Below are 21,645 nucleotides of genomic sequence, written 5' to 3'. Positions count from 1 at the left end.
CCGTGTTTGTGGATGGCCCGAAGCTAGTCCCCGCAGCCCCGCTCGGCAAGCCGGTCACACAGTGTCGAGATAGAGCTCGAGCTGCTGATCGGGACTCAACTCCGCCATGTAGTGCAGCTCCTGCCGCTTGGTCATCACCAGATTGTCGATCAGGAGCTGCGGAAAGATCCGCTTGACCAGCGGCGAGGCCTCGAAGGCGTCGATCGCGGCCCCCCAGGTCTGCGGGATCTGCGCCATCTCCTGCTCGTAGGCGTTGCCGACGATCGGCGGCGGCGGGGTCATCGCGTCCTCGATGCCCACCAGCGCGGCGCCGAGCACCGCGGCGAGGAAGAGATAGGGGTTCACGTCGCCGCCGGCGACGCGATGCTCGATCCGCCGCGCCATGGGCGAGCCGCCGGGCACGCGCACGCTGGCGGTGCGGTTGTCATAGGCCCAGCAGATGCCGGTCGGCGCATGGCTCTCGGGGACCAACCGGTCGTAGCTGTTGGCATGCGGGGCGAAGGCCAGCGCGCAGTCCGGAATGCCCTTGAGACAGCCGGCGATGGCGTGACGCAGCACCGGCGTGCCCTCGTGGCTGCCATCGGCAAAGATGTTGCGGCCGGTTTCGTCGAGCACCGAGAAATGCGTGTGCAGGCCGTTGCCCGCGAATTCCTCGTAGGGTTTGGCCATGAAGCTCGCGGCCATGCCATGCTTGCGGGCCAGCCCGCGCACCAGCATCTTGAACAGCCAGGCGTCGTCAGCGGCCTTGAGCGCGTCAGGCACGTGGACGAGATTGACCTCGAACTGGCCGAGACCCACCTCCGAGATCGCCGCCTCGGCCGGGATGTCCATCACCTCGCAGGCGTCGTAGAGATCGTTGAAGAAGATGTCGAAGGCGTCCAGCGCCCGCAGGCTGAGGATGTCGGCGCCCATGCGCCGCTTGCCCGAGCGGGGGCTCTTCGGCTGGCGGATCTCCTTGCCGCTGTCATCGACGAGGTAGAATTCCATCTCGGTCGCAACCACCGGCTTGAGGCCGCGCGCCTTGTAGCGCTCGACCACCCGGGCCAGTGCATGGCGCGGATCGCCGTCAAAGGGCTCGCCGGCCTCGGTATACATCCACAAGGGCAGCAGCGCCGAGGGGATCGACAGCCAGGGCATCGGCACGTAACCGCGTTCGGTCGGCTTCAGCACCCCGTCCGGGTCGCCGATCTCGAAGACCAGCGGGCTGTCCTCGACATCCTCGCCCCAGATGTCGAGATTGAGCACCGAGAGCGGAAAGCGGGTGCCCTCTTCCTCGATCTTGCGGGCGAAGCGGACCGGAACGCGCTTGCCGCGGGCCTGGCCGTTGAGGTCGGCGGCGCCGACGCGGATGTTGCGAACCTCTGGGTGCTCGTCGAGCCAGCTCATCTGAAAATCGTCCTGAGACCGCCGCGTCGCGGGGCGCCCGCGGCATCGGGGAGGTGACGGTTGAGACGGCGCCCGATCAGCCCCATCGCAGCGATGACCACCAGCGTCAGCAGGACGAAATAGCCTGCGAGGATGGGGTAGGGCACGAAAGGGTTGAATGTCTTGTCTGCGAAATAGGACGCATAGTAAAGCGCGTCGCCCTGCTGCCGCGAGGCCGGGAAGCCCGAGAAGAACACCAGCGTGGTGGCGTGGAACAGGAAGATCGCCTCGTTGGTGTAGGCGGGCCAGGCCAGGCGCAGCGTCGTCGGCCAGACCACGCGGCGAAACTTGGCCCAGCCCGACAGCCCATAGGCGTCGGCGGCCTCGATTTCGCCTTTGGGCACCGAGCGCAGCGCGCCGTAGAAGATCTCGCCCGAATAGGCGGCGGTGTTGAAGAACAGCACCACCGCGGCGCCGAGCCAGGCGCTGGTCAGCGCGTCGAAGGCTGGAACCTGTCCCTTGAGCGACAGGAACAGGAAATAGGCGAAGAAGAACTGGATGAAGAGCGGCGAGCCGCGAAACAGGAAGATCGTCCATTCAGCCGGCTTGCGGAACCAGGGCGAGCGCGACGCCTTGCCCACCGCCAGCGCGGTGGCGAGGGCGAAGCCCGACAGCAGCGCCACGAGGCCGAAATAGACGTTCCAGATCATGCCGGAGCCGATCAGCACGAATTGCTGGCACAAGGTGAAGTCCGAGCGCGGCAGCAGCCGCTCGCCATAGCCCAGCGAGCGCAGCCCGTAATCCATGATCGTGTCGTAGCAGCTCATGGCGGGCCTGCCTTGTTCATGCCGATGGGTCCGGTGCGGGCGTGGTTGGCCAGCGTCTCGCGGCCATGGCTCAGGCGCAGCATGATCCGGTCGAGCACGATCTCGGAGATCCGGGTGAAGCCGAGGTAGAACACCAGCAGGAACAGGAAGTACCACATCCGCCAGTCGCCATGCGGGTAGGCGGTGAATTGCGGCGTCTTGGTCGAGCCCAGCTCGCGCGCCCAGTAGACGATGTCCTCGACGCCCAGCAGGAACAGCAGCGGCGAGGCCTTGATCAGCACCATCCACAGGTTTGACAGGCCGGGCAGGGCATAGACCCACATCTGCGGCACAAGCACGCGGCGGAACACCTGCGCGCGGGTCATGCCATAGGCCTCGGCGGTTTCGATCTGGGCTCGCGGCACGGCGCGCATCGCACCGAAAAGCACGTTGGCGGCAAAGGCGCCGAAGACCAGTGCGAAGGTGAAGACGGCGAGCCAGAAGCCGTAGACCTCATGCACCCATTGGGCCGAGGTCGAGAGCGGCATCTTGGCCTCGGCGCAGACGATGAAATCGTTGCCCTGCCGGATCGGCTGGTCCCAGTCAGGGCATTTCGCCTTGTGGCGCAGCCATTCGATGCCCTGGTCGAGCGCGATCACGAAGAACAGGAAGAAGGCGATGTCGGGCACGCCGCGCACCACCGCGATGTAGCTGCGTCCCAGCCAGGACAGCGGCGCGAAGCGCGAGCGTGCCGCCACCGCCCCGCCGAAGCCGAACAGCAATGCCACCGGTGCTGTGACCGCGAGCAGCAGCAGCACCGTGCCGAAGGCACCATAGAAGGCGAGGTGCTTGCCCGTGGTGAGGTAGCACGCGAGCCAGTTCAGGCCGGAGAGCGTTTCGGGATCGGCGCAGGAAGCGAACATCAAAGGATCCGATCGGGGCGGCGCGTGGCCGCCCCGTCAAGTGTCACTCGAAGGTGTTGGCGTTTTCGCCAAACCATTTCAGGATAAGCTCGTTGAGCGAGCCGTCATCCTTCATCGACTGGATCGCGGCATCGAGCTTGTCGCGCAGCTCGCCGTCGCTCTCGCGCAGGCCGACACCGATGCCGTCACCGAGCGGCACGTCGTCGCCCACGAACATCAGCTCGCCGCCCGAGGCTTCTACGATCGGCGCCAGGAAGTCCTTGTCGGCGAAGACCGCGTCGGCCTCGCCGTTGCGCACCGCGGCGACCGCCTCGTCGGGGGTGGCGAATTCCAGCAGCGCGGCGCCGCTGTCGGCGACATGGCCGGCCTGGATCGTGGTGGCCTGGGCCGAGATCACCCCGCCCTCGAGATCCACGTCGTCAGACGGCGCGGCATAGGCCGACGCCGCGGGCGGGAAGTAGTTCTGGGTGAAGTCGATGACCTCGTCACGCTCGTCGGTGATGCTCATCCCGGCGATGATCGTGTCGTAGTTACCCGAAACGAGGTTGGGGATGATCGAATCCCAGTCGTTGGTGACCCACTCGCAGGTCAGCTCGGCGCGCGCGCACAGCTCGTCGCCGACCTCGCGCTCGAACCCGTCGACCTCACCCGCATCGTTGAGGAAGTTGTACGGAGGGTAGGCACCCTCGGTGCCCAAGCGCACGGTCTGCGAGTGGCTCTCGGCCAGCGCGGCACCGGCGCTCAGTGCGAGCGCGGCGGTCGTGAGGATCAGCGTCTTCATCGTCAGGTGGTCTCCTGTTGGGGATAGTGCCGTGCCCGCTCTCAGGCGGGCTGCGGGTGCGGGGCGGAATGCGACAGGAACTGCCGCAGCCGCTCTGACTTCGGGTTGCCGAAAAGCTCGGCGGGCGGGCCCTGCTCCTCGATCAGCCCCTGGTGCAGGAACACGACATGGTCGGCCACGTCATGCGCCATGCGCATGTCATGGGTGACGATGATCATGGTGCGGCCCTCTGCGGCCAGATCCTTGATCACCCGCACCACCTCCTGCTCCAGCTCCGGGTCGAGCGCCGAGGTCGGCTCGTCGAACAGGAGCGCGCGCGGCTCCATGCACAGCGCGCGGGCGATCGCGGCACGTTGCTGCTGGCCGCCCGAGAGCTGCGCGGGCCAGGCGTCGGCCTTGTCGCCGATGCCGACCTTGTCGAGATACTCGCGCGCCTTGGCCTCGACCTCGTCGCGAGGCCGGCCCAGCACCGTCACCGGCGCCTCCATGACGTTCTGCAGGATCGACATGTGGGCCCAGAGGTTGAACTGCTGGAACACCATCGCGAGGTTGGTGCGGATGCGCGTGACCTGCTTGGGATCGGCGGGACGGCGGTTCAGCCCCTGGCCCTTCCAACGCACCGGTTCGCCCTCAAAGATCACCTCGCCCTGCTGGCTGTCCTCAAGCAGGTTGCAGCAGCGCAGCAGCGTCGACTTTCCTGACCCGGAGGAGCCGATCATCGACACGACGTGGCCGGCGGGCGCACGGATGTCGACCCCCTTGAGGACCTCGAGCGATCCATAGGATTTGTGCAGATCGCGGATCTCGATGACCGGCTTGCTGTCGCTCACGTGCTCTCATGTCCCTTTTCTGACGAGGGAGTAGGGGACAGTTTCACCGAAAATGCAACGGGGGCGGGGCCTTTGCCCCGGCGTCACGCACGCAACGGAAAAAACGCTGCCGCTTAGCTGTGCATCCGTTCGGCGGCGCGCTGGCGGGCATGTGCGCTGTCGGGATCGGACACCCCCAGCATCGGCGCGACCATCCGCATCAGCGCGTCCTCCTCGTCGTCGCGCTGGCCATCGGCCAGCACGACCTCCCACAGCGCCTCGATCACCGCCTCGCGGTCCTCGTAGCTCACCGCGTCCTTGATCGCGCGGGTGAACCGGACCGTGTCGGGGGCCTCGCTCTCCATCACCTCGCAATCGGCGCGCAGCCGCGCCGCGGCGGCGGGGTCGAGCCGGTAGCGCGCGCCGAGGATGCGGTCGATGCGCCGGGCCTCTTCGGGGCTGTAATGCCCGTCGGCGCGGGCGATCCGCACCAGCAGCGCGCCGAGCGCGAGCCGGGCGTCGGCATCGGGAAGGCGCGCGGGCGCGGGATCGGTGAGGCGGCGGAGGAGATCTGCGAACATGCGGCGAATATAGAGGTTCCCGGTCCGCGGGAAAGGGGTCAGGGTTGCGGCGCCATGGTGGCGAAGCGATCGCTCAGCCACTGCGCCTGCGCGTGGAAGCCATAGGGCGGGTTGACCACGAACAGCCCCGAGCCGGTCATGCCATGCCCCTTTCGGGCGGGCGGAAAGGCCACCTCGTGGCGCACGCCCTCGGGAATGTCGCGCTCCAGCTGCCGCAGCATGGGCGCATGCGGCGCATCGCGCAGGATCGGGTACCACAGCACGATCACGCCCACCGGCCATTTGCGCGCGATGCGGAGCATCGCCTGCGGGATGGCGCGGTAGTCCTCCTTGATCTCCCAGCTCGGGTCGATCAGCAAAAGCCCGCGCCGCGGCTCGGGCGGGGTCAGCGCCACGGCCATCTCGATGCCGTCGCGGCGATGCGTCCGCGCGCGGTCACCCATCGCCGTGGCCAACGCCGCATGCTCCTGAGGGTGCAGCTCGGCAAGGTCGATCCGGTCAGTCTCGCGCAAGAGCCGGGCCGCGATTTCCGGCGAGCCGGGATAGGCCTGCGCCCCGTGATCGGCGCGCACCGCCTCGATGACCTGCGCATAGGGGTGATCGGGCGCGAACCAGTCGCGCACCCGCAGGATGCCCTGTGCCGCCTCGCCGGTCTTTTCCGCCTCGGCCGCGTCAAGCCGGTAGAGCGCCCGGCCCGCATGGCTTTCGAGATAGCTCAGCGGCTTGGGTTTGGCCGCGAGATAGCCGAGCATCCATGCCAGCGCCGCGTGCTTGTGCACGTCGGCGAGGTTTCCGGCATGATAGCCGTGCTGGTAGGACAGCATGATCATCTCCCTTGGCGCGTGCGCCCCGCTGGTAGCGGGGGGGCGGTGGCGGGGCAAGCCGTGGCATCGACGCCGCGTCGCCCACCGATACCGGGGCGGGGGGATTGTCCGGCGCCGCGGGAGGCGTATCTCTAGAACAAGCCCCGACTGCCGAAAGGATTTCGCCGATGCGCCGGATCATGCTCGCCATTGCCCCGATCATGGCCCTCGCGCCGCTGACCGCGCTCGCCGGATCGCTGGACCAGCCCGTGTCCGAGGCACCGGTGACGGTCCTGCCCGCGCCGACCCCGGTTCAGGCCGCGCCTGCCAACGCGCTGGGCTTCACGCTGCGCGGCGGTCTGGCGGTCTCGCCGGAATATTTCGGCTCGGATGATTACGTGGTCGGCCCGGATCTGGGCTTTGCACTCGACCGGCTGCGTTTCGGCCCCTTCGACATCGGCAGCGACGATCCCGATTTCGTCTCCGAGGGATTCGGGCTGCGCGGCTCGTTCCGCTATATCGGCGAGCGCGAGGCGGCCGACGTGGATGCCGTGGCCGGGCTCGACGATGTCGATGCGGCGCTGGAGCTGGGGCTGGGCGCAGGCTACGACACGCGAAACTTCGGGGTCTTCGCGGATGTGCGTCGTGGCTTTGGCGGCCATGAAAGCTACGTGGCCGAGCTGGGCGCCGATGCCTATTTCTATCCCAACGACCGGCTGACGCTGCGGGCCGGACCGCGCGCCCTCTTCGCTGAGGATGACTACGCGCAGACCTATTTCGGTGCACCGGGTTTCGAAGCGCGTGGCGGCCTGATCTCGGCGGGGGCCGAAATCGGTGGCGTCTACGAGATCGACGACCGTTGGGGCGTCGACGCCGCCGTTACCTATGAACGGCTGATGAACGATGCCGCCGACAGCCCCGTGACCGAAGATGACGAGCAGTTCGGGGCGCGGCTGGGAATCACCCGGCAACTCGACTTCCGGTTCTGAGAAGGGCCCGCGCGCCGTCCCTGACGAGACCGGCCCGGCGCGCTTTCGCAGCCCGCGACCTGTGGCCGTTTCTCAATCCGTGGTAGCATGGCCCCGTTCTCACCAGTTACGGGAGGTTCCCCATGCGCCGCCTAGCCGCCCTTCTCGGCGCGCTGGCCTTTGCCAGTACTGCCTCGGCCGAGACGACCCCGACCCAGCAAGACATTGCGAATATTGAACAATGCGTGCGATCGGTCGGCGCGCGCGGAAACCAGAGACAGGTGTTCAGGAGTTGCACCGAGCTCATCGCCGGCCCGTGCCGCAACGGGACGACTCTCGAGATCGCCGATTGCCTGATGCGCGAGACCAATGCCTGGGATACCTGGCTGAACGCCTGGTGGAAGCCGATGCGCACGCGCGCAGAGGCGAATGGCTCGTGGGAGCGGCTGCTCGCCGCGCAACGCCAGTGGATCAAGGATCGGGATGCCGAATGCTTCCGCGCCTATGACAGCGTGGATGGTGGATCGCTGCGCGTGATCTACGGCGCGGCCTGCCACCGCGATCTCACCGCCCGCAAGGCGATCGAGTTCTACTTCAGCCTCTATCGCTGAAGGGTCCGGGCCGCCGCTCGGACGGCCCGGAAATCCGTTCAGACCAGCCGCGACGTCTCGACCGCCGCACGCACGAAATCGGCGAAGAGCGGGTGCGGCGCGAAGGGCTTGGACTTCAGCTCGGGGTGGAACTGCACGCCGATGAACCACGGGTGGTCCTTCCACTCGACGATCTCGGGCAGGCGCCCGTCGGGCGACATCCCCGAGAAGCACAGCCCCTTGGCCTCGAGCGCCTCGCGATACTTGGTGTCGACCTCGTAGCGATGACGGTGGCGCTCCTCGATGCGGCTCGCGCCATAGACCTCGGCGACCTTGCTGCCCTCGGCCAGCGCGGCGGTGTAGGCGCCGAGCCGCATCGTGCCGCCCTTGTCGTCGGTCACCGCCCGCTCGACCACGTGGTTGCCCTGGATCCACTCCTTGAGGTGATAGACGACCGGCTCGAAGCGGCGTTTGCCGGCCTCGTGGTCGAACTCCTCGGAGCCGGCGGTCTTGAAGCCCGCGACGTTGCGCGCGGCTTCGATTACCGCGAGCTGCATGCCAAGGCAGATGCCCAGGTAGGGGATGCCGCGCTCACGTGCGAACTGGGCGGTCTTGATCTTGCCCTCGGTGCCGCGCTCGCCAAAGCCGCCGGGCACGAGAATAGCGTGGTAGCCCTCGAGATGCGGAGCCGGGTCCTCGCGGTCGAAGCGTTCGCTGTCGACCCATTCGACCGTCACCCTGACCCGGTTGGCCATGCCGCCATGGGTCAGCGCTTCCTTGATCGACTTGTAGGCGTCCTCGAGCTGCACGTATTTACCGACGATGGCCACGCGGACCTCGCCCTCGGCATGGGTGAGGCGGTCCATCACGTCGTTCCACCGCGCGAGGTTCGGCTTGGGGGCGGGCGCGATGCCGAAGGCGTCGAGCACGGCCTGGTCGAGGCCCTCGCGGTGATAGGCCAGCGGCGCCTCATAGATCGACTTGAGGTCGTAGGCCGCGATCACGCTCTCCTTGCGGACGTTGCAGAAGAGGCCGATCTTCTCGCGCTCCTTCTCGGGAATCGGGTGCTCGGAGCGGCAGACCAGCACGTCGGGCGCGATGCCGATGGAGCGCAGCTCCTTGACCGAGTGCTGCGTCGGCTTGGTCTTCAGCTCGCCCGAGGCGGCGACATAGGGCAGCAGCGTCAGGTGCATGAAGATGCACTGGCCGCGGGGGCGCTCCTGCGCGAATTGCCGGATCGCCTCGAAAAAGGGCAGGCCCTCGATGTCGCCGACCGTGCCGCCGATCTCGCAAAGCTGGAAATCGACCTCGTCGGCGCCGATCGAGAGGAAGTCCTTGATCTCGTTGGTGACGTGCGGGATCACCTGGATCGTCTTGCCGAGGTAGTCGCCGCGGCGCTCCTTCTCCAGCACGTTCGAATAGATCCGCCCCGAGGAGACCGAGTCGGTGCGGCGCGCGGCCACCCCGGTGAAGCGCTCGTAATGGCCGAGGTCGAGATCGGTCTCGGCGCCGTCATCGGTGACGAAGACCTCGCCATGCTCGAACGGGCTCATCGTGCCCGGATCGACGTTGAGATACGGATCGAGCTTGCGCAGCCGCACCGTGTAGCCCCGCGCCTGCAGGAGCGCGCCCAGCGCCGCCGAAGCCAGTCCCTTGCCGAGCGAGGAGACAACGCCGCCGGTGATGAAGATGTAACGCGCCATGGTCGGAAGTACCCCGTGATCGTCGAATGAGCATCGAATGGAAGACTGCCGCGAAACGTGGGTTTCGCGGCATCACGGGATTTGAGGATATCCGGATTCGGCCCGTGACCGCAACCGGGGGCGCAAGATCATGTGGCCGAAACCGGCCGACGCCCAGTGGTTGTGGATTCTCGTCAGTCCGCCTGCGGCACGACCGGGCCGCTCGACGGCGGCAGAAGGTCGCTGCCGAGGCCGTTCTCTTCGGGCGCGGTACCGGGCGTGCCGACCGTTTCCTCGGGGCTGTCGGCCAGCCGGTCGAGCACCGAACCGCCGGCCGAGTTCTCGGCCGCGATGATGGTCAGCGCGATCGAGGTCACGATGAAGGCGGCCGCGAGGCCCCAGGTCACCTTGCCCAGCGCGGTCGCCGCGGCGCGGCCGGACATCACGCCGCCACCGCCGCCTCCCATGCCGAGGCCGCCGCCCTCGGAGCGCTGCAGCAGCACCACGCCGATCAGCGACAGCGCGAGGATCAGGTGGACGATCAGGACGACGTTTTCCATGCGGACCTCTGCTTGCGGCGGGGCGGGGCGGAACGCGCCGTATCTAGAAGAGGGGCGGTCCTGTCGCAACCCCGAAGTGGGGGCAGGCGCACCGACCGGGGCAGTTTGCGGTTTCGCGCTGCCGCCCCCGGCGCTATAGGGACGCCGGATTGCATGACCGGAGAGGACAGGTTCATGGCGAATGTGGTGGTCGTCGGTACCCAGTGGGGCGACGAGGGCAAGGGCAAGATCGTGGACTGGCTGTCCGAGCGCGCCGACGTGATCGCGCGCTTCCAGGGCGGCCACAACGCAGGTCACACACTGGTCGTCGGCGGCGAGGTCTACAAGCTGCACGCGCTGCCCTCGGGCGTGGTGCGCGGCGGCAAGCTCTCGGTGATCGGCAACGGCGTCGTGCTCGACCCGTGGCATCTCCTCAAGGAGATCGAGGGCATCCGTGCCCAAGGCGTCGAAATCACCCCCGAGACGCTGATGATCGCCGAGAACACCCCGCTGATCCTGCCGTTCCATGGCGAGCTGGACCGGGCGCGCGAAGGTCAGAACACCGTCGCCAAGATCGGCACCACCGGGCGCGGCATCGGGCCGGCTTATGAAGACAAGGTCGGTCGCCGCGCGATCCGCGTCGCCGATCTCGCCGACGCCGCTACCCTCGAGCTTCGGGTCGACCGTGCGCTGGTGCATCACAACGCGCTGCGCAACGGCCTCGGGCTGGAGCCGATCGACCGCGACGCGGTGCTGGAGCAGCTGCGCGAGATCGCGCCCGCCATCCTCGAATACGCGGCCCCGGTCTGGAAGGTGCTTACCGAGCGCCGTCGCGCCGGCCAGCGGATCCTGTTCGAGGGTGCGCAGGGTGCGCTGCTGGACATCGATTTCGGCACCTATCCCTTCGTCACCTCCTCGAACGTGATCGCGGGACAGGCGGCGACGGGCACCGGCATCGGGCCCGGCGCGATTGATTTCGTGCTCGGCATCGTAAAGGCCTACACCACCCGCGTCGGCGAGGGCCCGTTCCCGACCGAGCTCGACGATGATGACGGTCAGCGCCTGGGCGAGCGGGGCCACGAATTCGGCACCACGACGGGGCGCAAGCGCCGCTGCGGTTGGTTCGACGCCTGCCTGGTGCGCCAGACCTGCGCGACCAGCGGTGTCTCGGGCATCGCGCTGACCAAGCTCGACGTGCTCGACGGCTTCGAGACGCTCAAGATCTGCACCGGCTACGAGCTGGATGGCGAGCGCTACGATTACCTGCCCACCGCCGCCGACCAGCAGGCCCGTTGCACCCCCATCTACGAAGAGATGCCGGGCTGGCAGGAAAGCACGGCGGGCGCGCGCAGCTGGGCCGACCTCCCGGCGCAGGCGATCAAGTACATTCGCCGGATCGAGGAACTGATCCAGTGCCCGGTTGCGATGGTCTCGACCAGCCCCGAGCGCGACGACACGATCCTCGTCACCGATCCGTTCTCGGACTGATGGCGCGCAAGCTCAGCCACAAGACCCGGCGCAGGCTGTCGCTGCTGATCCTGCTGGTCGGCCTGCCGGCCTATATCGTGGTGGCGATCACGCTGGTCGGGCTGATCGACCGGCCCTCGATCCTCGTCGAGCTGGCGATCTATGTCGGGCTTGGCATTCTCTGGGCCCTGCCGTTCCGCAGAATCTTTCTGGGGGTGGGCAAACCCGACCCGGAAGAGGATCCCGGCGAGCGTTGAGCGGGACCGGCAAGAAAAAAGGGGCGGCACCACGCGGTGCCGCCCCTTTTTCATGTCCGCTGCCGATCGTCAGCCGGCGCGGCGCTCGGGGTTGAAGCGGCTGGAGCGAGCCACCGCGAAGCGGCCGCCGCGCACGCGGGTCAGCGCGCCTTGGCGCAGCAGCGTGCCGAAGCAGCGCAGCCCATCCTCGCGGCTGACCGGTTCGGGGCTGGCCTCGCGCACCCGCTCCATCAGCTGCGGGCGCGAGAAATCCTCGGCCCCTTCGACGAAGGCGGTGTAGGCAGCGGCGGCCTCCAGCAGCTCGCCCAGCTCCTGAGCGCCCATCCGTGCGGCAAAGGCGGCAAAGCTCTCGGCCGGGGCAGGGGTGGCGTCCGGCATGGCGGCGCGCTGGGGCTGCGCCTCGACCGCGTCGTGATGCAGCTCCTGCGCCGCGCTGTCGCCCGAGACGACCCGGCGGGGCCGAACCGGGACCACCCGCTCGGGGCGCGGTGCCGTCTGGCCGAGATCGACGCGCTGCGCAGCGACCAGCTTGAGCGGGGCCGGGCGCGGCCGTTCGGGCTGTGCCGCGGTACCCTCGTCGCCACGCGACGGCATGGCCGGGCGGCGCGGACGCACCGCTTGGCGCAGATCGTCGCGGAAGGCCTCTTCGGCGTGGTCGGGTTTGGCCACGTCGCCGAGCTGACGCGCGGCCTCGGTCGCGGCGACCGCGGCCTTGAGCTGGGAGATCGAGTCGCGGCGGCGGCCCGATTCGGGGTCGGCCATGCGGGCATCGGTGGCGGACATGATCCGCGACAGGTCGGCTTCGTCGGTGGCCAGCGCCGGATGGCTGTTCACCGGATGGGCGCGGGTTTCTTCGGACGTGGCCGGTGCATCGGCTTTGGCGGCGACTTGCTCCTGCTCCTGTTTCGGCTGCGCATCGGGGGCCGTCGCGTCGGCAGTGGGCCCGAACTCGAACTCGAGATGCTGGCGCGCGGCTTCGGCCGGATCGAAACCACCGATCCAGTCAGCATCCGTCACGTCGCGTGCCGTATCAGCTTCGGCGGCCTCTTCGGCTTCAGCGGTTTCCTCGATCTCAGCGGTCTCTTCGGCTTCGTCCGCTCGGGCTTCTTCGGCTTCCGCGATCTCCTGCGAGGCCGGACCATCGCCTTCGAGACCCATCTCGCGCTCTAGCGCTGCCAGTTCGGCGAGCAGGGCCCGCTCGGCCTCGTCGGACAGATCGGCCTCGCGGCGCTTGGATTCGGCGGCCTCTTCGCGGGCTCGGGCCGCGGTATCAGCTTCCTCCTGGGCGGTCTCGGCCTCTTCGGCTGCCTCTTCCTTATCCGCTTGCGCCGTTTCGACGGTATCGGCTTCGGTTTCGGCCTGCATCGGGGTCGTGTCGGGAGCGGTGTCTCTCGCTTCCTGCGCCGCCTCCGTCTGCGCGGTTTCGACCTGCGCCGCGTCTTCTTGGATGCTGTCCTGCGCGGCAGCCGATGGGGTCGGTTCGGCGTTCCGCTCGGCCGACACTTCTTCGGCAGCGCTTTCTTCTTCCGTCATCATGCGATGCGCTTCGCCACGGGCGACGGCGCGCTCGAAATCGGCCTTGCGCATCCGCACCACGCGGGCGCGGGTCGGACGGGCGGGCTCTGCCTCGTTCGTCTCCGCCTCGGACTGCCGGGGCGATTCCGGCTCGGCCTGCTTGGCGGTTTCGCGCGGCTGCGCCGGAGCGGTGTCGAACAGGCCGGCTGCCGGCCGCTGTCCGGCGGCGGGGGCGATGTCCTCTTCGTCTTCATCCGCGGCAAAGGCCGGCTGGCGGCCGACGACGGCGCGGATCCGCTGCAGCTTCGCGGCGACGCTGTCGCCATCGGGCGCCGGGCGGGACGGCGCGGGACGTGCCGCGGCCGGCTGCTGAGCCACCTGGGGCTCGGCTTGGCGCGGCGCGACCGGAGCCCGCTCGGGCTCTGATGCGGCAGGTGCCGCGGCGGCGGCAGGAGCGGCAACGGGAGTGGCAGCAGGCGCTTCGGCGGCCGGGGCTTCTTCCGGGGCTGCGGGAGCGACATGCGGCTGCGGCGCAGCCTCAGGGGCGGCGCGGGCCTCGGTCTGTGCCGGGGCGACCGGCGGCAGCGCCTGCCCGGCGCGCAGCACGATTCCCGTGCCTTCGCTGCGGGCCTCGACCCGGCGGGCGACCTCGCGTTCGGCGATCCGTGCCAGCATCTCGGCGTCGGGCGTCGGCGGCTCGGCTCCGAAATAGCGGTCATCGGCAGCCAGGTCGCGGAAATACTCTGCGATGGCCTTCATCGTGTCGAACGAGTCGTCGAAGCCCTCCAGCGTGCAGGAGAACGTCCCGTAGGACACCGTGAGTATCTTGCTTGATCCAACCATCTGAGTGCTCGCTTTCTACCCTGTCCGCTCCGATGTAGCAGTGAATGGGTTTGAAACAGGATCACGACATGGGTGGCCGCGGGATGTTTTCATGGCAAAACCGCGGCAGACCGTTCGGTCCGAGGCGATGATGGAGGGCCGGCGTGGCAATTGTCCAGAGCGATGGGGCTGTAACGCTGCTGGGCGGTGGAGCGCTCGGGGCGGGGGATCTGGCGCTGGCGCTGTCGCGCGCGCCGGTGCTGGTCGCCGCTGATGGCGGCGCCCGCCATGCCGCCGCCGCCGGGCACACGCCGCGGGCGGTGATCGGCGACATGGACAGCATCGGCAGCGCCGCGCCGCTTTTCGGTGGCCGGCTGCATCCGATCGCCGAGCAGGACAGCACCGATTTCGACAAGGCGCTGCGGAACATCGACGCGCCGCTGGTGCTGGCGGCGGGCTTCACCGGCGGCCGGCTCGACCACGAGCTGGCGGCGTTCCACGTCCTCGCGGCCCGGCCCGATCGGCGCTGCGTGCTGATCGGCGCCGAGAGCGTGGTGTTCCTCTGTCCTCCCGAGATCACGCTCGACCTCTCGGCGGGAGAGCCCTTCTCCCTTTTCCCGATGGGCGAGGTGGGGTGCATCTCGCGCGGCTTGCGCTGGCCCACGGCGGGCATCGCCTTTTCCCCAGCAGTGCGGATCGGCACGTCTAACGAGGCGGAGGGACAGGTGGAGCTGTCTTGCGACGCGCCGCTGATGCTCGCCATCGCGCCACGCGCCGCGCTCGACGCCGTGATCGCGGGGGTGGGACGGGCCCCGGGCTGGCCGGGGCGCTGAGCGCACATTACCGGTGCGCGACGGCAGCGTGCCGCGACGGCCCTGCGGGCTTTGCAAACCCGCCCCCAGCCGTTATCTGCACGCTCATCCACCCCTCTGCGCATCAAACCGTCAGGACCCGCCAGTGACCGACAGCTTCGAGAATCCCGGCCCCGTCGAACGCGACTGGTCCGACGCGATCAGCCCGATCGAGGAGATCATCGCCGACGCCCGCAACGGCCGCATGTTCATTCTCGTCGATCACGAGGACCGCGAGAACGAAGGCGATCTGGTGATTCCGGCGCAGATGGCGACGCCCGACGCGATCAACTTCATGGCCACCCATGGCCGCGGGCTGATCTGCCTGTCGCTGCCGCGCGAGCGGATCGACGCGCTGGGCCTGCCGTTGATGTCGACCAACAACTCCTCGCGCCACGAGACCGCCTTCACGGTGTCGATCGAGGCGCGCGAGGGCGTCTCGACCGGTATTTCGGCGCATGACCGTGCGCTCACCGTCGCCGTGGCGATCGACGCCTCCAAGACCGCGGCCGACATCGCCACGCCGGGCCACGTGTTCCCGCTGCGGGCCCGCGAGGGCGGGGTGCTGGTCCGCGCCGGCCATACCGAGGCGGCCGTCGACATCTCGCGGCTGGCCGGGCTCAACCCTTCGGGCGTGATCTGCGAGATCATGAAGGAGGACGGGACCATGGCCCGTCTGCCGGATCTCGTGGCCTTCGCTCAGAAGCACGCGCTCAAGATCGGCACGATCAGCGACCTGATCGCCTATCGCCGTCGTCACGACAATCTCGTGCGGCTGCGCGACGAGCAGCAGATCCAGTCCGAGTTCGGCGGCGACTGGACCCTGCGCGTCTATGTCGACGAGACGCAGGGCGCCGAGCACATCGCGCTGGTCAAGGGCGACATCTCGGGTCCCGAGCCGGTGCTGACGCGGATGCACACGCTCGACCCGATGCTCGACGTGGTCGGCACCGGCCCGCGGGGCCGTGCGCGCGAGTTCGGCGACGCGATGAGCCTCATCGCCGAGGAAGGGCGCGGCGTGTTGGTGCTGCTGCGTGACCTGCACATGAAGCTCGCCACCACCGAGGAGCATTCGCCCCATGTGCTGCGGCAATACGGCCTCGGCGCGCAGATCCTCTCCTCGCTCGGCTTGTCGAAGATCGTCCTGCTGACCAATTCCCCCCAACCCCGCGTGGTCGGGCTCGACGCCTACGGGCTCGAGATCACCGGCACCCGCAAGATCTCGGAGATCGGATGATGGCCGGCCCCACCCACCACGTGCTCGCGCGTCCCGAATTCGACGAGGGTCCGAAGATCCTCATCGTCGTGTCACCCTATTACAAGGACATCGCCGACAACCTCGTCGCCGGCGCCATGGCAGAGATCGAGGCTGCCGGCGGCAGCTACGAAGTGATCGAGATGCCCGGCGCCCTCGAACTGCCCAGTGCGATCGGCATCGCCGCCCGGATGGGCGAATATGACGGCTTCGTCGCGCTGGGCTGCGTGATCCGCGGCGAGACCACGCATTACGACACCGTCTGCAACGACAGCTCGCGCGGGCTGACGCTGCTGGGCCTGCAGGGGATCTGCATAGGCAACGGCATCCTGACGGTCGAAAACTACGAGCAGGCGGCGGTGCGCGCCGACCCGCAGGGCCAGAACAAGGGCGGCGGCGCCGCCGCTGCCGCGCTGCATCTGGTTGCGCTGTCGCGCAACCTCAAGAAGCAGGGCAAGGGCCTCGGCTTCACCGCCGACCGGCTGGGAGAGGGCTGATGGCGGATCGTCAGAACCAGAAACGCCGGATGCGTTCTGCCGCGCGGATGTACGCGGTGCAGGCGCTGTTCCAGATGGAATCCTCGGGCCAGTCGGTCGACCGGGTGATGCGCGAGTTCGAGACCCATCGCTTCGGCGCCGTCTATGACGAGATCGAATGGGAAGAGGGCGACGTCGACACCTTCCGTGCCCTGATGGAGCGTGCCGTCGACGAGCAGGCCCAGATCGACCAGATGACGCACCGCGCTCTGGTCGCGAAATGGCCGATCGCCCGGATCGATCCGACGCTGCGGGCGCTGTTCCGCGCCGCCGGGGCCGAGCTTCTGGCGAACGCCACGCCGCCCAAGGTGGTGATCGTCGAGTTCGTGGAGATCGCCAAGGCGTTCTACCCCGATGGCAAGGAGCCGAAATTCGTCAACGCCGTGCTCGATCACATGGCGCGCGAGGCCCGGCCCGAGGCGTTCTGAGCCACGCGGCAAGCGGAATGAGGGAGGGGCGCGGTCGATGGCCACGCCCCTTTCGCATGGGATGGGGCCGGGGATGCCTCAGGGGTAATGGTCGCCCAGCCAGTTGCCATGCGCCCAGCCCAGTCGGGCCTCGGGGCCGAAGCTGATCGCGTACCATGGCCCGCGCGCGTCGTAGGTGCGGACGCGGTCGCCATTATGGATGCGGGCGATCATCGGATACTGGGTACCCGGTCCGGCACGCACCGCGAGGAAGCCGTCGCCGTTCGGGTCGAGCCCCATCACCGTCGCCGCGCCGAAACAGGCGGCCTGTGCGTCTGGCGGGCAATAGGTATCGAACGGCACGTCGAGCGGTTGCGCCGCGATCGGTGTAGCAAGGAAGATCGGAACAATGAGCGGCAGGGCCCTGATCGTAATCGTCATGGCGGACTCCACGGATCGTGAGGTCCGCCCAGCCTACCATGGAAAGGCGTTTCGTCGCAGCTCGGGGGGTGCGGAAATGGCGGGAACCGCAGCGACCGTAGGGGTGAGAATTCCCGGGGACCTGTGTATACAGGTGGGCGCCAGATAAACGAACCAGGGTCCGCACAGAGCCAGCTCCCGTGGAATTGCTTAAGGCCTCTGGAATTTGACCCCTTGTCACGAGAAGAGCAGAACCCGCCGCGACCACATCTAGGATCGCGGATCGGGCGTGACAAGGGGCCGCGCCCCGGCTTTCGCCGCTTGAAGCGTGTTGCCGATATGTTCATGATGCCGCCCATGACCGATGACTGGGACGATTGGGAACAGGGAGAGCGCCGGGTGGCAGCGCTGCCTGACGATGCGCTATCGGCCAAGGCGCTGTCGCGGCCGCGTGCCCTGCCGCAGCCGGGGCAGATCCTGGCGCGTGGCGTCTGTCGTCATCTCTTGGGTCATGGCTTCGTCACGGTCGAGGAGTTCGTGCCGGCGCCGGGGCTCCGGGTCGACGTCATGGGTCTCGGCCCGAAGGGCGAGCTTTGGGTCATCGAGTGCAAATCGTCGCGCGCCGATTTCACCGCCGATCGCAAATGGCAGGGATACCTCGAATATTGCGATCGCTATTTCTGGGCGGTGGACGATGCCTTCCCGCTGGACCTGCTTCCGGAGGACACCGGGGTGATCGTGGCCGACGGCTATGACGCCGAGATCGTGACCATGGCCCCCGAGGCGAAGCTGTCGGGCGCGCGGCGCAAGGTGATGCTGCAGAAATTCGCGCGCCATGCCGCCTTGCGCTGGCACAAGGCGCGCGATCCGGCGATCAGCCTTTCTTCTTGACCGAGCGCGCGGCGCGCGCGGCGGCCATGATTTCCTCGGCGATGTCCTCGGCTTCCTCGGGTTCGAAATCCATCGGGATCTCGGCGCCGTCGGCCTCGATGAACAGCCGCACCATGCCGTGATCGGTCGGGCCGATCTGCAGATTCGCCTCGATGTCGCGTTCGGTGTTGATGCCCATGGCGCTTCCTTTCCTGGCTGCGACGTCCCTAGCGCGCGGTCGCGCGCCGGACAAGCCGGAGCCGTCGCGGAAGCCGCGAGAGGGGGTTGCAATCCCCGCGCCTCGGCGCTAATTCCGCGCCAGTGCCGCCTTAGCTCAGTTGGTTAGAGCGCTGGATTGTGGATCCAGAGGTCCCCTGTTCAAGCCAGGGAGGCGGTACCACTCCCCCGATCTCGCGAAATTGAAGTGGCACGGCTTGCGCGGTTCTTGCCACGTGCCAATGTCATTTCCGAAGCCTTTGTGGCTTCCGTGGCCCGAGGGCCGCTTCCCACGCATGGACGGCCCGGACGGGGCGCGCCGATGGGTTGGGAGGTGGACACATGACTCATCGACATCACTGGCAGGACTGGCTCTTCGGCGCGATCGGGCTGTGGCTCGTCGCTTCGCCCTTCATGCTCGGCATGGCGGGCGGCTCGGCGCTGTGGAGCGTGGTGGCGCTCGGCGCGCTGGTCGCGACGCTGGCGCTCGTCGGGCTGCTCGATTCCGAGCAGCAGAGCTGGATCGACATGGCGGTCGCGGTGATCGCCATCCTCGTGGTCGCGGCGCCGTGGATGCTCGGCTTTACCGCGATGGCGATCATGGCCTGGAACGCGGTGCTGTGCGGCATCGTGCTGGCCGTGGCCGCGCTATGGGAGCATCTGGTCCCGCACCAGGGCGGTCATGCCTGACCCGATCGGCCGCGCGGCAGGTTACGGCGCGCGGTCGATCTGCATCTCCTGCCGCATCACCCCGTCGCGCCCATAGACCAGCACCCGGTCGTCGGTCGTCACCACCGCGATCCAGTCCGAACCTTGGGTGAAAGCCTGGGCCTCGGCCCCCTCGGGCAGCGCGATCTGGTCGGGCAAAGGCAGGGCTTCGGCATTCAGGCGGATGACAAGCGCCGCAATCAGCACTAGGAAGCCGGCGATCATCACGCCCGCCAGCACGATCACCAGCCATTTGAGCCATCGCAGCTCGGGTGGGATCCGGACCGGGCCATCTGTCTCGGGAGGCTGCATGGCCGATCTCTCCATCATCCGCTTCACCATCGCCGAAGATCCGCCGGCGCGTCTTGATAAGGCGCTCGCCCGCGATGTGCCAGAGGAGGCCGCGCTGTCGCGCTCGCGCATCGCCAAGCTGCTCGCCGAGGGGGCGGTGACGGTGGATGGGGCAGTGGCGACCGATGCGAAAGCGGCCGTGGCCGCCGGGGCAGTGGTCGAGATCGCGGTGCCGCAGGCGGCCGAAAGCCACATGGAGCCGGAAGCGATCCCGCTCGAGGTCGTCTGGGAAGACGATGACCTGATCGTCATCGACAAGCCTGCTGGAATGGTCGTCCATCCCGCGCCCGGCTCGCCCGACGGCACGCTGGTCAACGCGCTGATCCATCATTGCGGCGACAGCCTGTCCGGCGTCGGCGGTGCGAAGCGTCCCGGCATCGTCCACCGGATCGACAAGGACACCTCGGGCCTTCTGGTGGTCGCCAAGACCGACCGCGCCCATCAGGGTCTGGCGATCCAGTTCGAAAAACACAGCGCCGAGCGGCACTATTTCGCGCTGTGCCACGGCGTCCCGGATCCGAACGACCCGCGCCTGCGCGGCGTGAAGGGGGCGAGCTTCGAGACCGGGTCGGTGCTGAAGATCCAGACGCTGCTGGGCCGGCACCGGACCGACCGGCAGCGCCAGGCGGTGAGCTTCGAGCAGGGCCGCCACGCGGTGACGCGCGCCAAGGTGATCGAGGCCTTTGCCGGGGCGGCGCTGGTCGAATGCCGGCTGGAAACCGGGCGCACCCATCAGATCCGGGTCCACATGGCGCATGCCGGCCACGCGCTGATCGGCGATCCGGTCTATGGCGGGCGGCGCAAACTGTCGGAAAAAACCCATGGCGCCCGTGCCGTTACGCTGGCCGCGAATTTTGGCCGGCAGGCGTTGCATGCCGCGAGCCTCGGTTTCACCCATCCCGCAACCGGCGAAAAGCTGCGCTTCGACAGCCCGATGCCGCCGGACATGGCGGAACTCCTTTCCGCGCTTCGGGGTTGAAAGACGGTAACGAAATTCACATATGATCGAGCCTTTCATGCGCCCCCTCGCCGGATCGGGGCGAAGGGTTCACCATTGCACAGGACCGATGCGGTAGCGGTGCTTGCCGGGCAGGGGCAGGGGCCGTATCGCTTGGTCGAACGTCAGACCGAAAGGAGGGGCCCATGGCAGAGACCTACAGCAATCTCCCCGCCCCGTCGCCGGAGCAGGGACTGAACCGATACCTGCAGGAAATCCGCAAGTTCCCGATGCTGGAACCGGAAGAAGAGTACATGCTGGCCAAGCGCTGGGTGGACCACGAGGACGCCAGCGCCGCGCACAGGCTCGTGACCTCGCATCTGCGGCTCGCCGCCAAGATCGCCATGGGCTATCGCGGCTACGGGCTGCCGCAGGCCGAGGTGATCTCCGAGGCCAATGTCGGTCTGATGCAGGCGGTGAAGAAGTTCGACCCCGAAAAGGGTTTCCGGCTGGCCACCTACGCAATGTGGTGGATCCGCGCCTCGATCCAGGAATACGTCCTGCGGTCCTGGTCGATGGTCAAGCTCGGCACCACTTCGGGCCAGAAGAAGCTGTTCTTCAACCTGCGCAAGGCCAAGGCCCGTCTCGGCGCGCTCGAAGAGGGCGACCTGCGCCCCGAGAACGTCAAGCAGATCGCCACCGATCTGGGCGTGACCGAGGAAGAGGTCGTGTCGATGAACCGGCGCATGTCGGGCGGCGACGCGTCGCTCAACGCCATGGTCGGCTCGGATGGCGACAGCGCGACGCAGTGGCAGGACTGGCTCGAGGATGACAGCGCCGACCAGGCCACCGACTACGAGGAGCGCGACGAGCTCGACGCCCGTCGCGAGCTGATGGCCGAGGCGATGGGCGTCCTCAACGACCGCGAGCGCGACATCCTCGTACAGCGCCGGCTGCAGGACGAGGCGGTGACGCTCGAGGAACTGTCGGGGCAGTACGAGGTGAGCCGCGAGCGGATCCGCCAGATCGAGGTGCGCGCCTTCGAAAAGCTTCAGAAGCGGATGCAGGAGCTGGCGCGCGAGCGCGGCATGCTCGAAGACGCCTGAGCGTTGCGCCCGGCGCCGCGTCCGCTACCCTCTCCCGCGAGACCGGGGGAGGGTTTTCTCTTTCGGCAGAAAGGGAAGAG

At 68.0% G+C, this 21,645-nt stretch carries 25 protein-coding genes, 1 tRNA gene and 1 other RNA gene; 13 read left to right on the top strand and 14 right to left on the bottom strand.

Translation table 11 applies throughout. The annotated features are described in order from the left end of the window. Positions 1 to 54: 54 nt before the first annotated feature. From T8T21_RS08845 to T8T21_RS08815, 7 genes are all read right to left on the bottom strand, one after another. Complete coding sequence (locus T8T21_RS08845; RefSeq protein WP_322335321.1) at positions 55 to 1,386, bottom strand: glutamine synthetase family protein; 1,332 nt, start codon at positions 1,384 to 1,386, stop codon at positions 55 to 57. Beyond that, a complete protein-coding gene (locus T8T21_RS08840) occupies positions 1,383 to 2,192 on the bottom strand; it encodes an ABC transporter permease (protein WP_322335320.1) in 810 nt (269 codons plus the stop codon). The genes T8T21_RS08845 and T8T21_RS08840 overlap by 4 nt, the downstream gene beginning before the upstream one ends. Continuing rightward, positions 2,189 to 3,094, bottom strand: a complete 906-nt coding sequence (locus T8T21_RS08835) for an ABC transporter permease (RefSeq protein ID WP_322335319.1) — start codon at positions 3,092 to 3,094, stop codon at positions 2,189 to 2,191. Before T8T21_RS08835 ends, T8T21_RS08840 begins: the two co-directional genes overlap by 4 nt. A 43-nt stretch (positions 3,095 to 3,137) precedes the next feature. Beyond that, positions 3,138 to 3,875, bottom strand: coding sequence for a transporter substrate-binding domain-containing protein (locus T8T21_RS08830; RefSeq protein WP_322335318.1), 738 nt, complete (start codon positions 3,873 to 3,875; stop codon positions 3,138 to 3,140). Between the two features lie 41 nt (positions 3,876 to 3,916). Continuing rightward, positions 3,917 to 4,705 carry an ABC transporter ATP-binding protein gene (locus T8T21_RS08825; protein WP_183475138.1) on the bottom strand — a complete coding sequence of 263 codons (789 nt, stop codon included), beginning with the start codon at positions 4,703 to 4,705 and terminating at the stop codon, positions 3,917 to 3,919. 113 nt (positions 4,706 to 4,818) lie between these two features. Beyond that, on the bottom strand, positions 4,819 to 5,265 hold the full coding sequence (locus T8T21_RS08820) for a tellurite resistance TerB family protein (protein ID WP_322335317.1): 447 nt from the start codon (positions 5,263 to 5,265) through the stop codon (positions 4,819 to 4,821). Positions 5,266 to 5,303: 38 nt separating this feature from the next. Next, positions 5,304 to 6,089, bottom strand: a complete 786-nt coding sequence (locus T8T21_RS08815; RefSeq protein WP_322335316.1) for a 23S rRNA (adenine(2030)-N(6))-methyltransferase RlmJ — start codon at positions 6,087 to 6,089, stop codon at positions 5,304 to 5,306. A 167-nt stretch (positions 6,090 to 6,256) separates the two neighbouring features. Here T8T21_RS08815 and T8T21_RS08810 point away from each other — a divergent pair, with 167 nt between their 5' ends. Both T8T21_RS08810 and T8T21_RS08805 read left to right on the top strand, forming a co-directional pair. After that, entirely contained in the window at positions 6,257 to 7,057 is an 801-nt protein-coding gene (locus tag T8T21_RS08810) for a MipA/OmpV family protein (RefSeq protein ID WP_322335315.1), read from the top strand. A 122-nt stretch (positions 7,058 to 7,179) separates the two neighbouring features. After that, a complete protein-coding gene (locus tag T8T21_RS08805; RefSeq protein WP_183475142.1) occupies positions 7,180 to 7,647 on the top strand; it encodes a lysozyme inhibitor LprI family protein in 468 nt (155 codons plus the stop codon). Positions 7,648 to 7,685: 38 nt separating this feature from the next. Here the strand turns inward: T8T21_RS08805 and T8T21_RS08800 are convergent, their stop codons facing one another. Further along, positions 7,686 to 9,329, bottom strand: a complete 1,644-nt coding sequence (locus T8T21_RS08800) for a CTP synthase (RefSeq protein ID WP_183475143.1) — start codon at positions 9,327 to 9,329, stop codon at positions 7,686 to 7,688. Between the two features lie 173 nt (positions 9,330 to 9,502). Beyond that, positions 9,503 to 9,868 carry a preprotein translocase subunit SecG gene (gene secG / locus T8T21_RS08795; protein ID WP_183475144.1) on the bottom strand — a complete coding sequence of 122 codons (366 nt, stop codon included), beginning with the start codon at positions 9,866 to 9,868 and terminating at the stop codon, positions 9,503 to 9,505. Between the two features lie 174 nt (positions 9,869 to 10,042). Between secG and T8T21_RS08790 the strand changes: the two genes are divergently transcribed. Beyond that, a complete protein-coding gene (locus T8T21_RS08790; protein ID WP_183475145.1) occupies positions 10,043 to 11,335 on the top strand; it encodes an adenylosuccinate synthase in 1,293 nt (430 codons plus the stop codon). After that, positions 11,335 to 11,571, top strand: coding sequence for a DUF2842 domain-containing protein (locus T8T21_RS08785; protein WP_322335314.1), 237 nt, complete (start codon positions 11,335 to 11,337; stop codon positions 11,569 to 11,571). The genes T8T21_RS08790 and T8T21_RS08785 overlap by 1 nt, the downstream gene beginning before the upstream one ends. Before the next feature lie 69 nt (positions 11,572 to 11,640). Here the strand turns inward: T8T21_RS08785 and T8T21_RS08780 are convergent, their stop codons facing one another. Further along, a complete protein-coding gene (locus T8T21_RS08780) occupies positions 11,641 to 13,929 on the bottom strand; it encodes a hypothetical protein (protein ID WP_456085782.1) in 2,289 nt (762 codons plus the stop codon). Positions 13,930 to 14,072: 143 nt separating this feature from the next. Here T8T21_RS08780 and T8T21_RS08775 point away from each other — a divergent pair, with 143 nt between their 5' ends. The 4 genes from T8T21_RS08775 (at position 14,073) to nusB (ending at position 16,978) form a co-directional block, all read left to right on the top strand. Then, positions 14,073 to 14,741, top strand: coding sequence for a thiamine diphosphokinase (locus T8T21_RS08775; protein WP_322335312.1), 669 nt, complete (start codon positions 14,073 to 14,075; stop codon positions 14,739 to 14,741). 124 nt (positions 14,742 to 14,865) lie between these two features. Continuing rightward, entirely contained in the window at positions 14,866 to 15,996 is a 1,131-nt protein-coding gene (ribB, locus tag T8T21_RS08770; RefSeq protein WP_183475149.1) for a 3,4-dihydroxy-2-butanone-4-phosphate synthase, read from the top strand. Beyond that, positions 15,996 to 16,511: a 6,7-dimethyl-8-ribityllumazine synthase gene (locus T8T21_RS08765; RefSeq protein WP_322335311.1), complete on the top strand. Its 516-nt coding sequence runs from the start codon at positions 15,996 to 15,998 to the stop codon at positions 16,509 to 16,511. The genes ribB and T8T21_RS08765 overlap by 1 nt, the downstream gene beginning before the upstream one ends. Continuing rightward, entirely contained in the window at positions 16,511 to 16,978 is a 468-nt protein-coding gene (nusB, locus tag T8T21_RS08760; RefSeq protein ID WP_183475151.1) for a transcription antitermination factor NusB, read from the top strand. Before T8T21_RS08765 ends, nusB begins: the two co-directional genes overlap by 1 nt. A gap of 78 nt (positions 16,979 to 17,056) precedes the next feature. Here nusB and T8T21_RS08755 read toward each other — a convergent pair whose 3' ends face one another. Continuing rightward, positions 17,057 to 17,398 (bottom strand): SH3 domain-containing protein, encoded by a 342-nt coding sequence (locus tag T8T21_RS08755; protein ID WP_322335310.1) that lies wholly within the window; start codon positions 17,396 to 17,398, stop codon positions 17,057 to 17,059. Between the two features lie 79 nt (positions 17,399 to 17,477). After that, positions 17,478 to 17,635: non-coding RNA, 6S RNA (gene ssrS / locus T8T21_RS20885), on the bottom strand. A 99-nt stretch (positions 17,636 to 17,734) separates the two neighbouring features. On the opposite strand from ssrS, the gene T8T21_RS08750 reads away from it, so the two are divergent. After that, the gene (locus T8T21_RS08750) at positions 17,735 to 18,268 is read left to right on the top strand and encodes an MmcB family DNA repair protein (RefSeq protein WP_322335309.1); all 534 of its coding nucleotides are present in this window, start codon (positions 17,735 to 17,737) and stop codon (positions 18,266 to 18,268) included. On the opposite strand, the gene T8T21_RS08745 is transcribed toward T8T21_RS08750, so the two are convergent. Next, positions 18,252 to 18,446: a DUF6324 family protein gene (locus T8T21_RS08745; RefSeq protein ID WP_183475154.1), complete on the bottom strand. Its 195-nt coding sequence runs from the start codon at positions 18,444 to 18,446 to the stop codon at positions 18,252 to 18,254. The genes T8T21_RS08750 and T8T21_RS08745 overlap by 17 nt on opposite strands. A gap of 124 nt (positions 18,447 to 18,570) precedes the next feature. On the opposite strand from T8T21_RS08745, the gene T8T21_RS08740 reads away from it, so the two are divergent. After that, positions 18,571 to 18,647, top strand: a tRNA-His gene (locus T8T21_RS08740). 158 nt (positions 18,648 to 18,805) lie between these two features. Continuing rightward, a complete protein-coding gene (locus tag T8T21_RS08735) occupies positions 18,806 to 19,153 on the top strand; it encodes an SPW repeat domain-containing protein (protein WP_183475155.1) in 348 nt (115 codons plus the stop codon). 21 nt (positions 19,154 to 19,174) lie between these two features. On the opposite strand, the gene T8T21_RS08730 is transcribed toward T8T21_RS08735, so the two are convergent. Then, on the bottom strand, positions 19,175 to 19,483 hold the full coding sequence (locus tag T8T21_RS08730) for a DUF6476 family protein (protein WP_183475156.1): 309 nt from the start codon (positions 19,481 to 19,483) through the stop codon (positions 19,175 to 19,177). On the opposite strand from T8T21_RS08730, the gene T8T21_RS08725 reads away from it, so the two are divergent. Then, positions 19,482 to 20,501 (top strand): RluA family pseudouridine synthase, encoded by a 1,020-nt coding sequence (locus T8T21_RS08725; RefSeq protein ID WP_322335308.1) that lies wholly within the window; start codon positions 19,482 to 19,484, stop codon positions 20,499 to 20,501. The genes T8T21_RS08730 and T8T21_RS08725 overlap by 2 nt on opposite strands. A 164-nt stretch (positions 20,502 to 20,665) precedes the next feature. Then, positions 20,666 to 21,565: an RNA polymerase sigma factor RpoH gene (rpoH, locus tag T8T21_RS08720; RefSeq protein WP_183475158.1), complete on the top strand. Its 900-nt coding sequence runs from the start codon at positions 20,666 to 20,668 to the stop codon at positions 21,563 to 21,565. The last annotated feature ends 80 nt before the right edge of the window (positions 21,566 to 21,645 follow it).

Source organism: Limimaricola variabilis (assembly GCF_034371605.1).
Classification (GTDB): domain Bacteria; phylum Pseudomonadota; class Alphaproteobacteria; order Rhodobacterales; family Rhodobacteraceae; genus Limimaricola; species Limimaricola variabilis.
Note: the sequence above shows the minus strand (reverse complement) of the source record. Positions and strands in the feature narration are given on the sequence as shown.

Excerpts from the sequence above, each read along its gene's own strand:
- T8T21_RS08755 (WP_322335310.1), bottom strand. The coding sequence starts at position 17,398 with ATGACGATTACGATCAGGGCCCTGCCGCTCATTGTTCCGATCTTCCTT.
- T8T21_RS08745 (WP_183475154.1), bottom strand. The coding sequence starts at position 18,446 with ATGGGCATCAACACCGAACGCGACATCGAGGCGAATCTGCAGATCGGC.
- T8T21_RS08815 (WP_322335316.1), bottom strand. The coding sequence starts at position 6,089 with ATGCTGTCCTACCAGCACGGCTATCATGCCGGAAACCTCGCCGACGTG.
- rpoH (WP_183475158.1), top strand. The coding sequence starts at position 20,666 with ATGGCAGAGACCTACAGCAATCTCCCCGCCCCGTCGCCGGAGCAGGGA.
- T8T21_RS08835 (WP_322335319.1), bottom strand. The coding sequence starts at position 3,094 with ATGTTCGCTTCCTGCGCCGATCCCGAAACGCTCTCCGGCCTGAACTGG.
- T8T21_RS08780 (WP_456085782.1), bottom strand. The coding sequence starts at position 13,929 with ATGGTTGGATCAAGCAAGATACTCACGGTGTCCTACGGGACGTTCTCC.
- T8T21_RS08765 (WP_322335311.1), top strand. The coding sequence starts at position 15,996 with ATGGCCGGCCCCACCCACCACGTGCTCGCGCGTCCCGAATTCGACGAG.
- T8T21_RS08810 (WP_322335315.1), top strand. The coding sequence starts at position 6,257 with ATGCGCCGGATCATGCTCGCCATTGCCCCGATCATGGCCCTCGCGCCG.
- T8T21_RS08805 (WP_183475142.1), top strand. The coding sequence starts at position 7,180 with ATGCGCCGCCTAGCCGCCCTTCTCGGCGCGCTGGCCTTTGCCAGTACT.
- T8T21_RS08730 (WP_183475156.1), bottom strand. The coding sequence starts at position 19,483 with ATGCAGCCTCCCGAGACAGATGGCCCGGTCCGGATCCCACCCGAGCTG.
- T8T21_RS08790 (WP_183475145.1), top strand. The coding sequence starts at position 10,043 with ATGGCGAATGTGGTGGTCGTCGGTACCCAGTGGGGCGACGAGGGCAAG.
- T8T21_RS08820 (WP_322335317.1), bottom strand. The coding sequence starts at position 5,265 with ATGTTCGCAGATCTCCTCCGCCGCCTCACCGATCCCGCGCCCGCGCGC.
- T8T21_RS08735 (WP_183475155.1), top strand. The coding sequence starts at position 18,806 with ATGACTCATCGACATCACTGGCAGGACTGGCTCTTCGGCGCGATCGGG.
- T8T21_RS08800 (WP_183475143.1), bottom strand. The coding sequence starts at position 9,329 with ATGGCGCGTTACATCTTCATCACCGGCGGCGTTGTCTCCTCGCTCGGC.
- secG (WP_183475144.1), bottom strand. The coding sequence starts at position 9,868 with ATGGAAAACGTCGTCCTGATCGTCCACCTGATCCTCGCGCTGTCGCTG.
- T8T21_RS08830 (WP_322335318.1), bottom strand. The coding sequence starts at position 3,875 with ATGAAGACGCTGATCCTCACGACCGCCGCGCTCGCACTGAGCGCCGGT.
- T8T21_RS08840 (WP_322335320.1), bottom strand. The coding sequence starts at position 2,192 with ATGAGCTGCTACGACACGATCATGGATTACGGGCTGCGCTCGCTGGGC.
- nusB (WP_183475151.1), top strand. The coding sequence starts at position 16,511 with ATGGCGGATCGTCAGAACCAGAAACGCCGGATGCGTTCTGCCGCGCGG.
- T8T21_RS08785 (WP_322335314.1), top strand. The coding sequence starts at position 11,335 with ATGGCGCGCAAGCTCAGCCACAAGACCCGGCGCAGGCTGTCGCTGCTG.
- T8T21_RS08725 (WP_322335308.1), top strand. The coding sequence starts at position 19,482 with ATGGCCGATCTCTCCATCATCCGCTTCACCATCGCCGAAGATCCGCCG.
- T8T21_RS08845 (WP_322335321.1), bottom strand. The coding sequence starts at position 1,386 with ATGAGCTGGCTCGACGAGCACCCAGAGGTTCGCAACATCCGCGTCGGC.
- T8T21_RS08750 (WP_322335309.1), top strand. The coding sequence starts at position 17,735 with ATGACCGATGACTGGGACGATTGGGAACAGGGAGAGCGCCGGGTGGCA.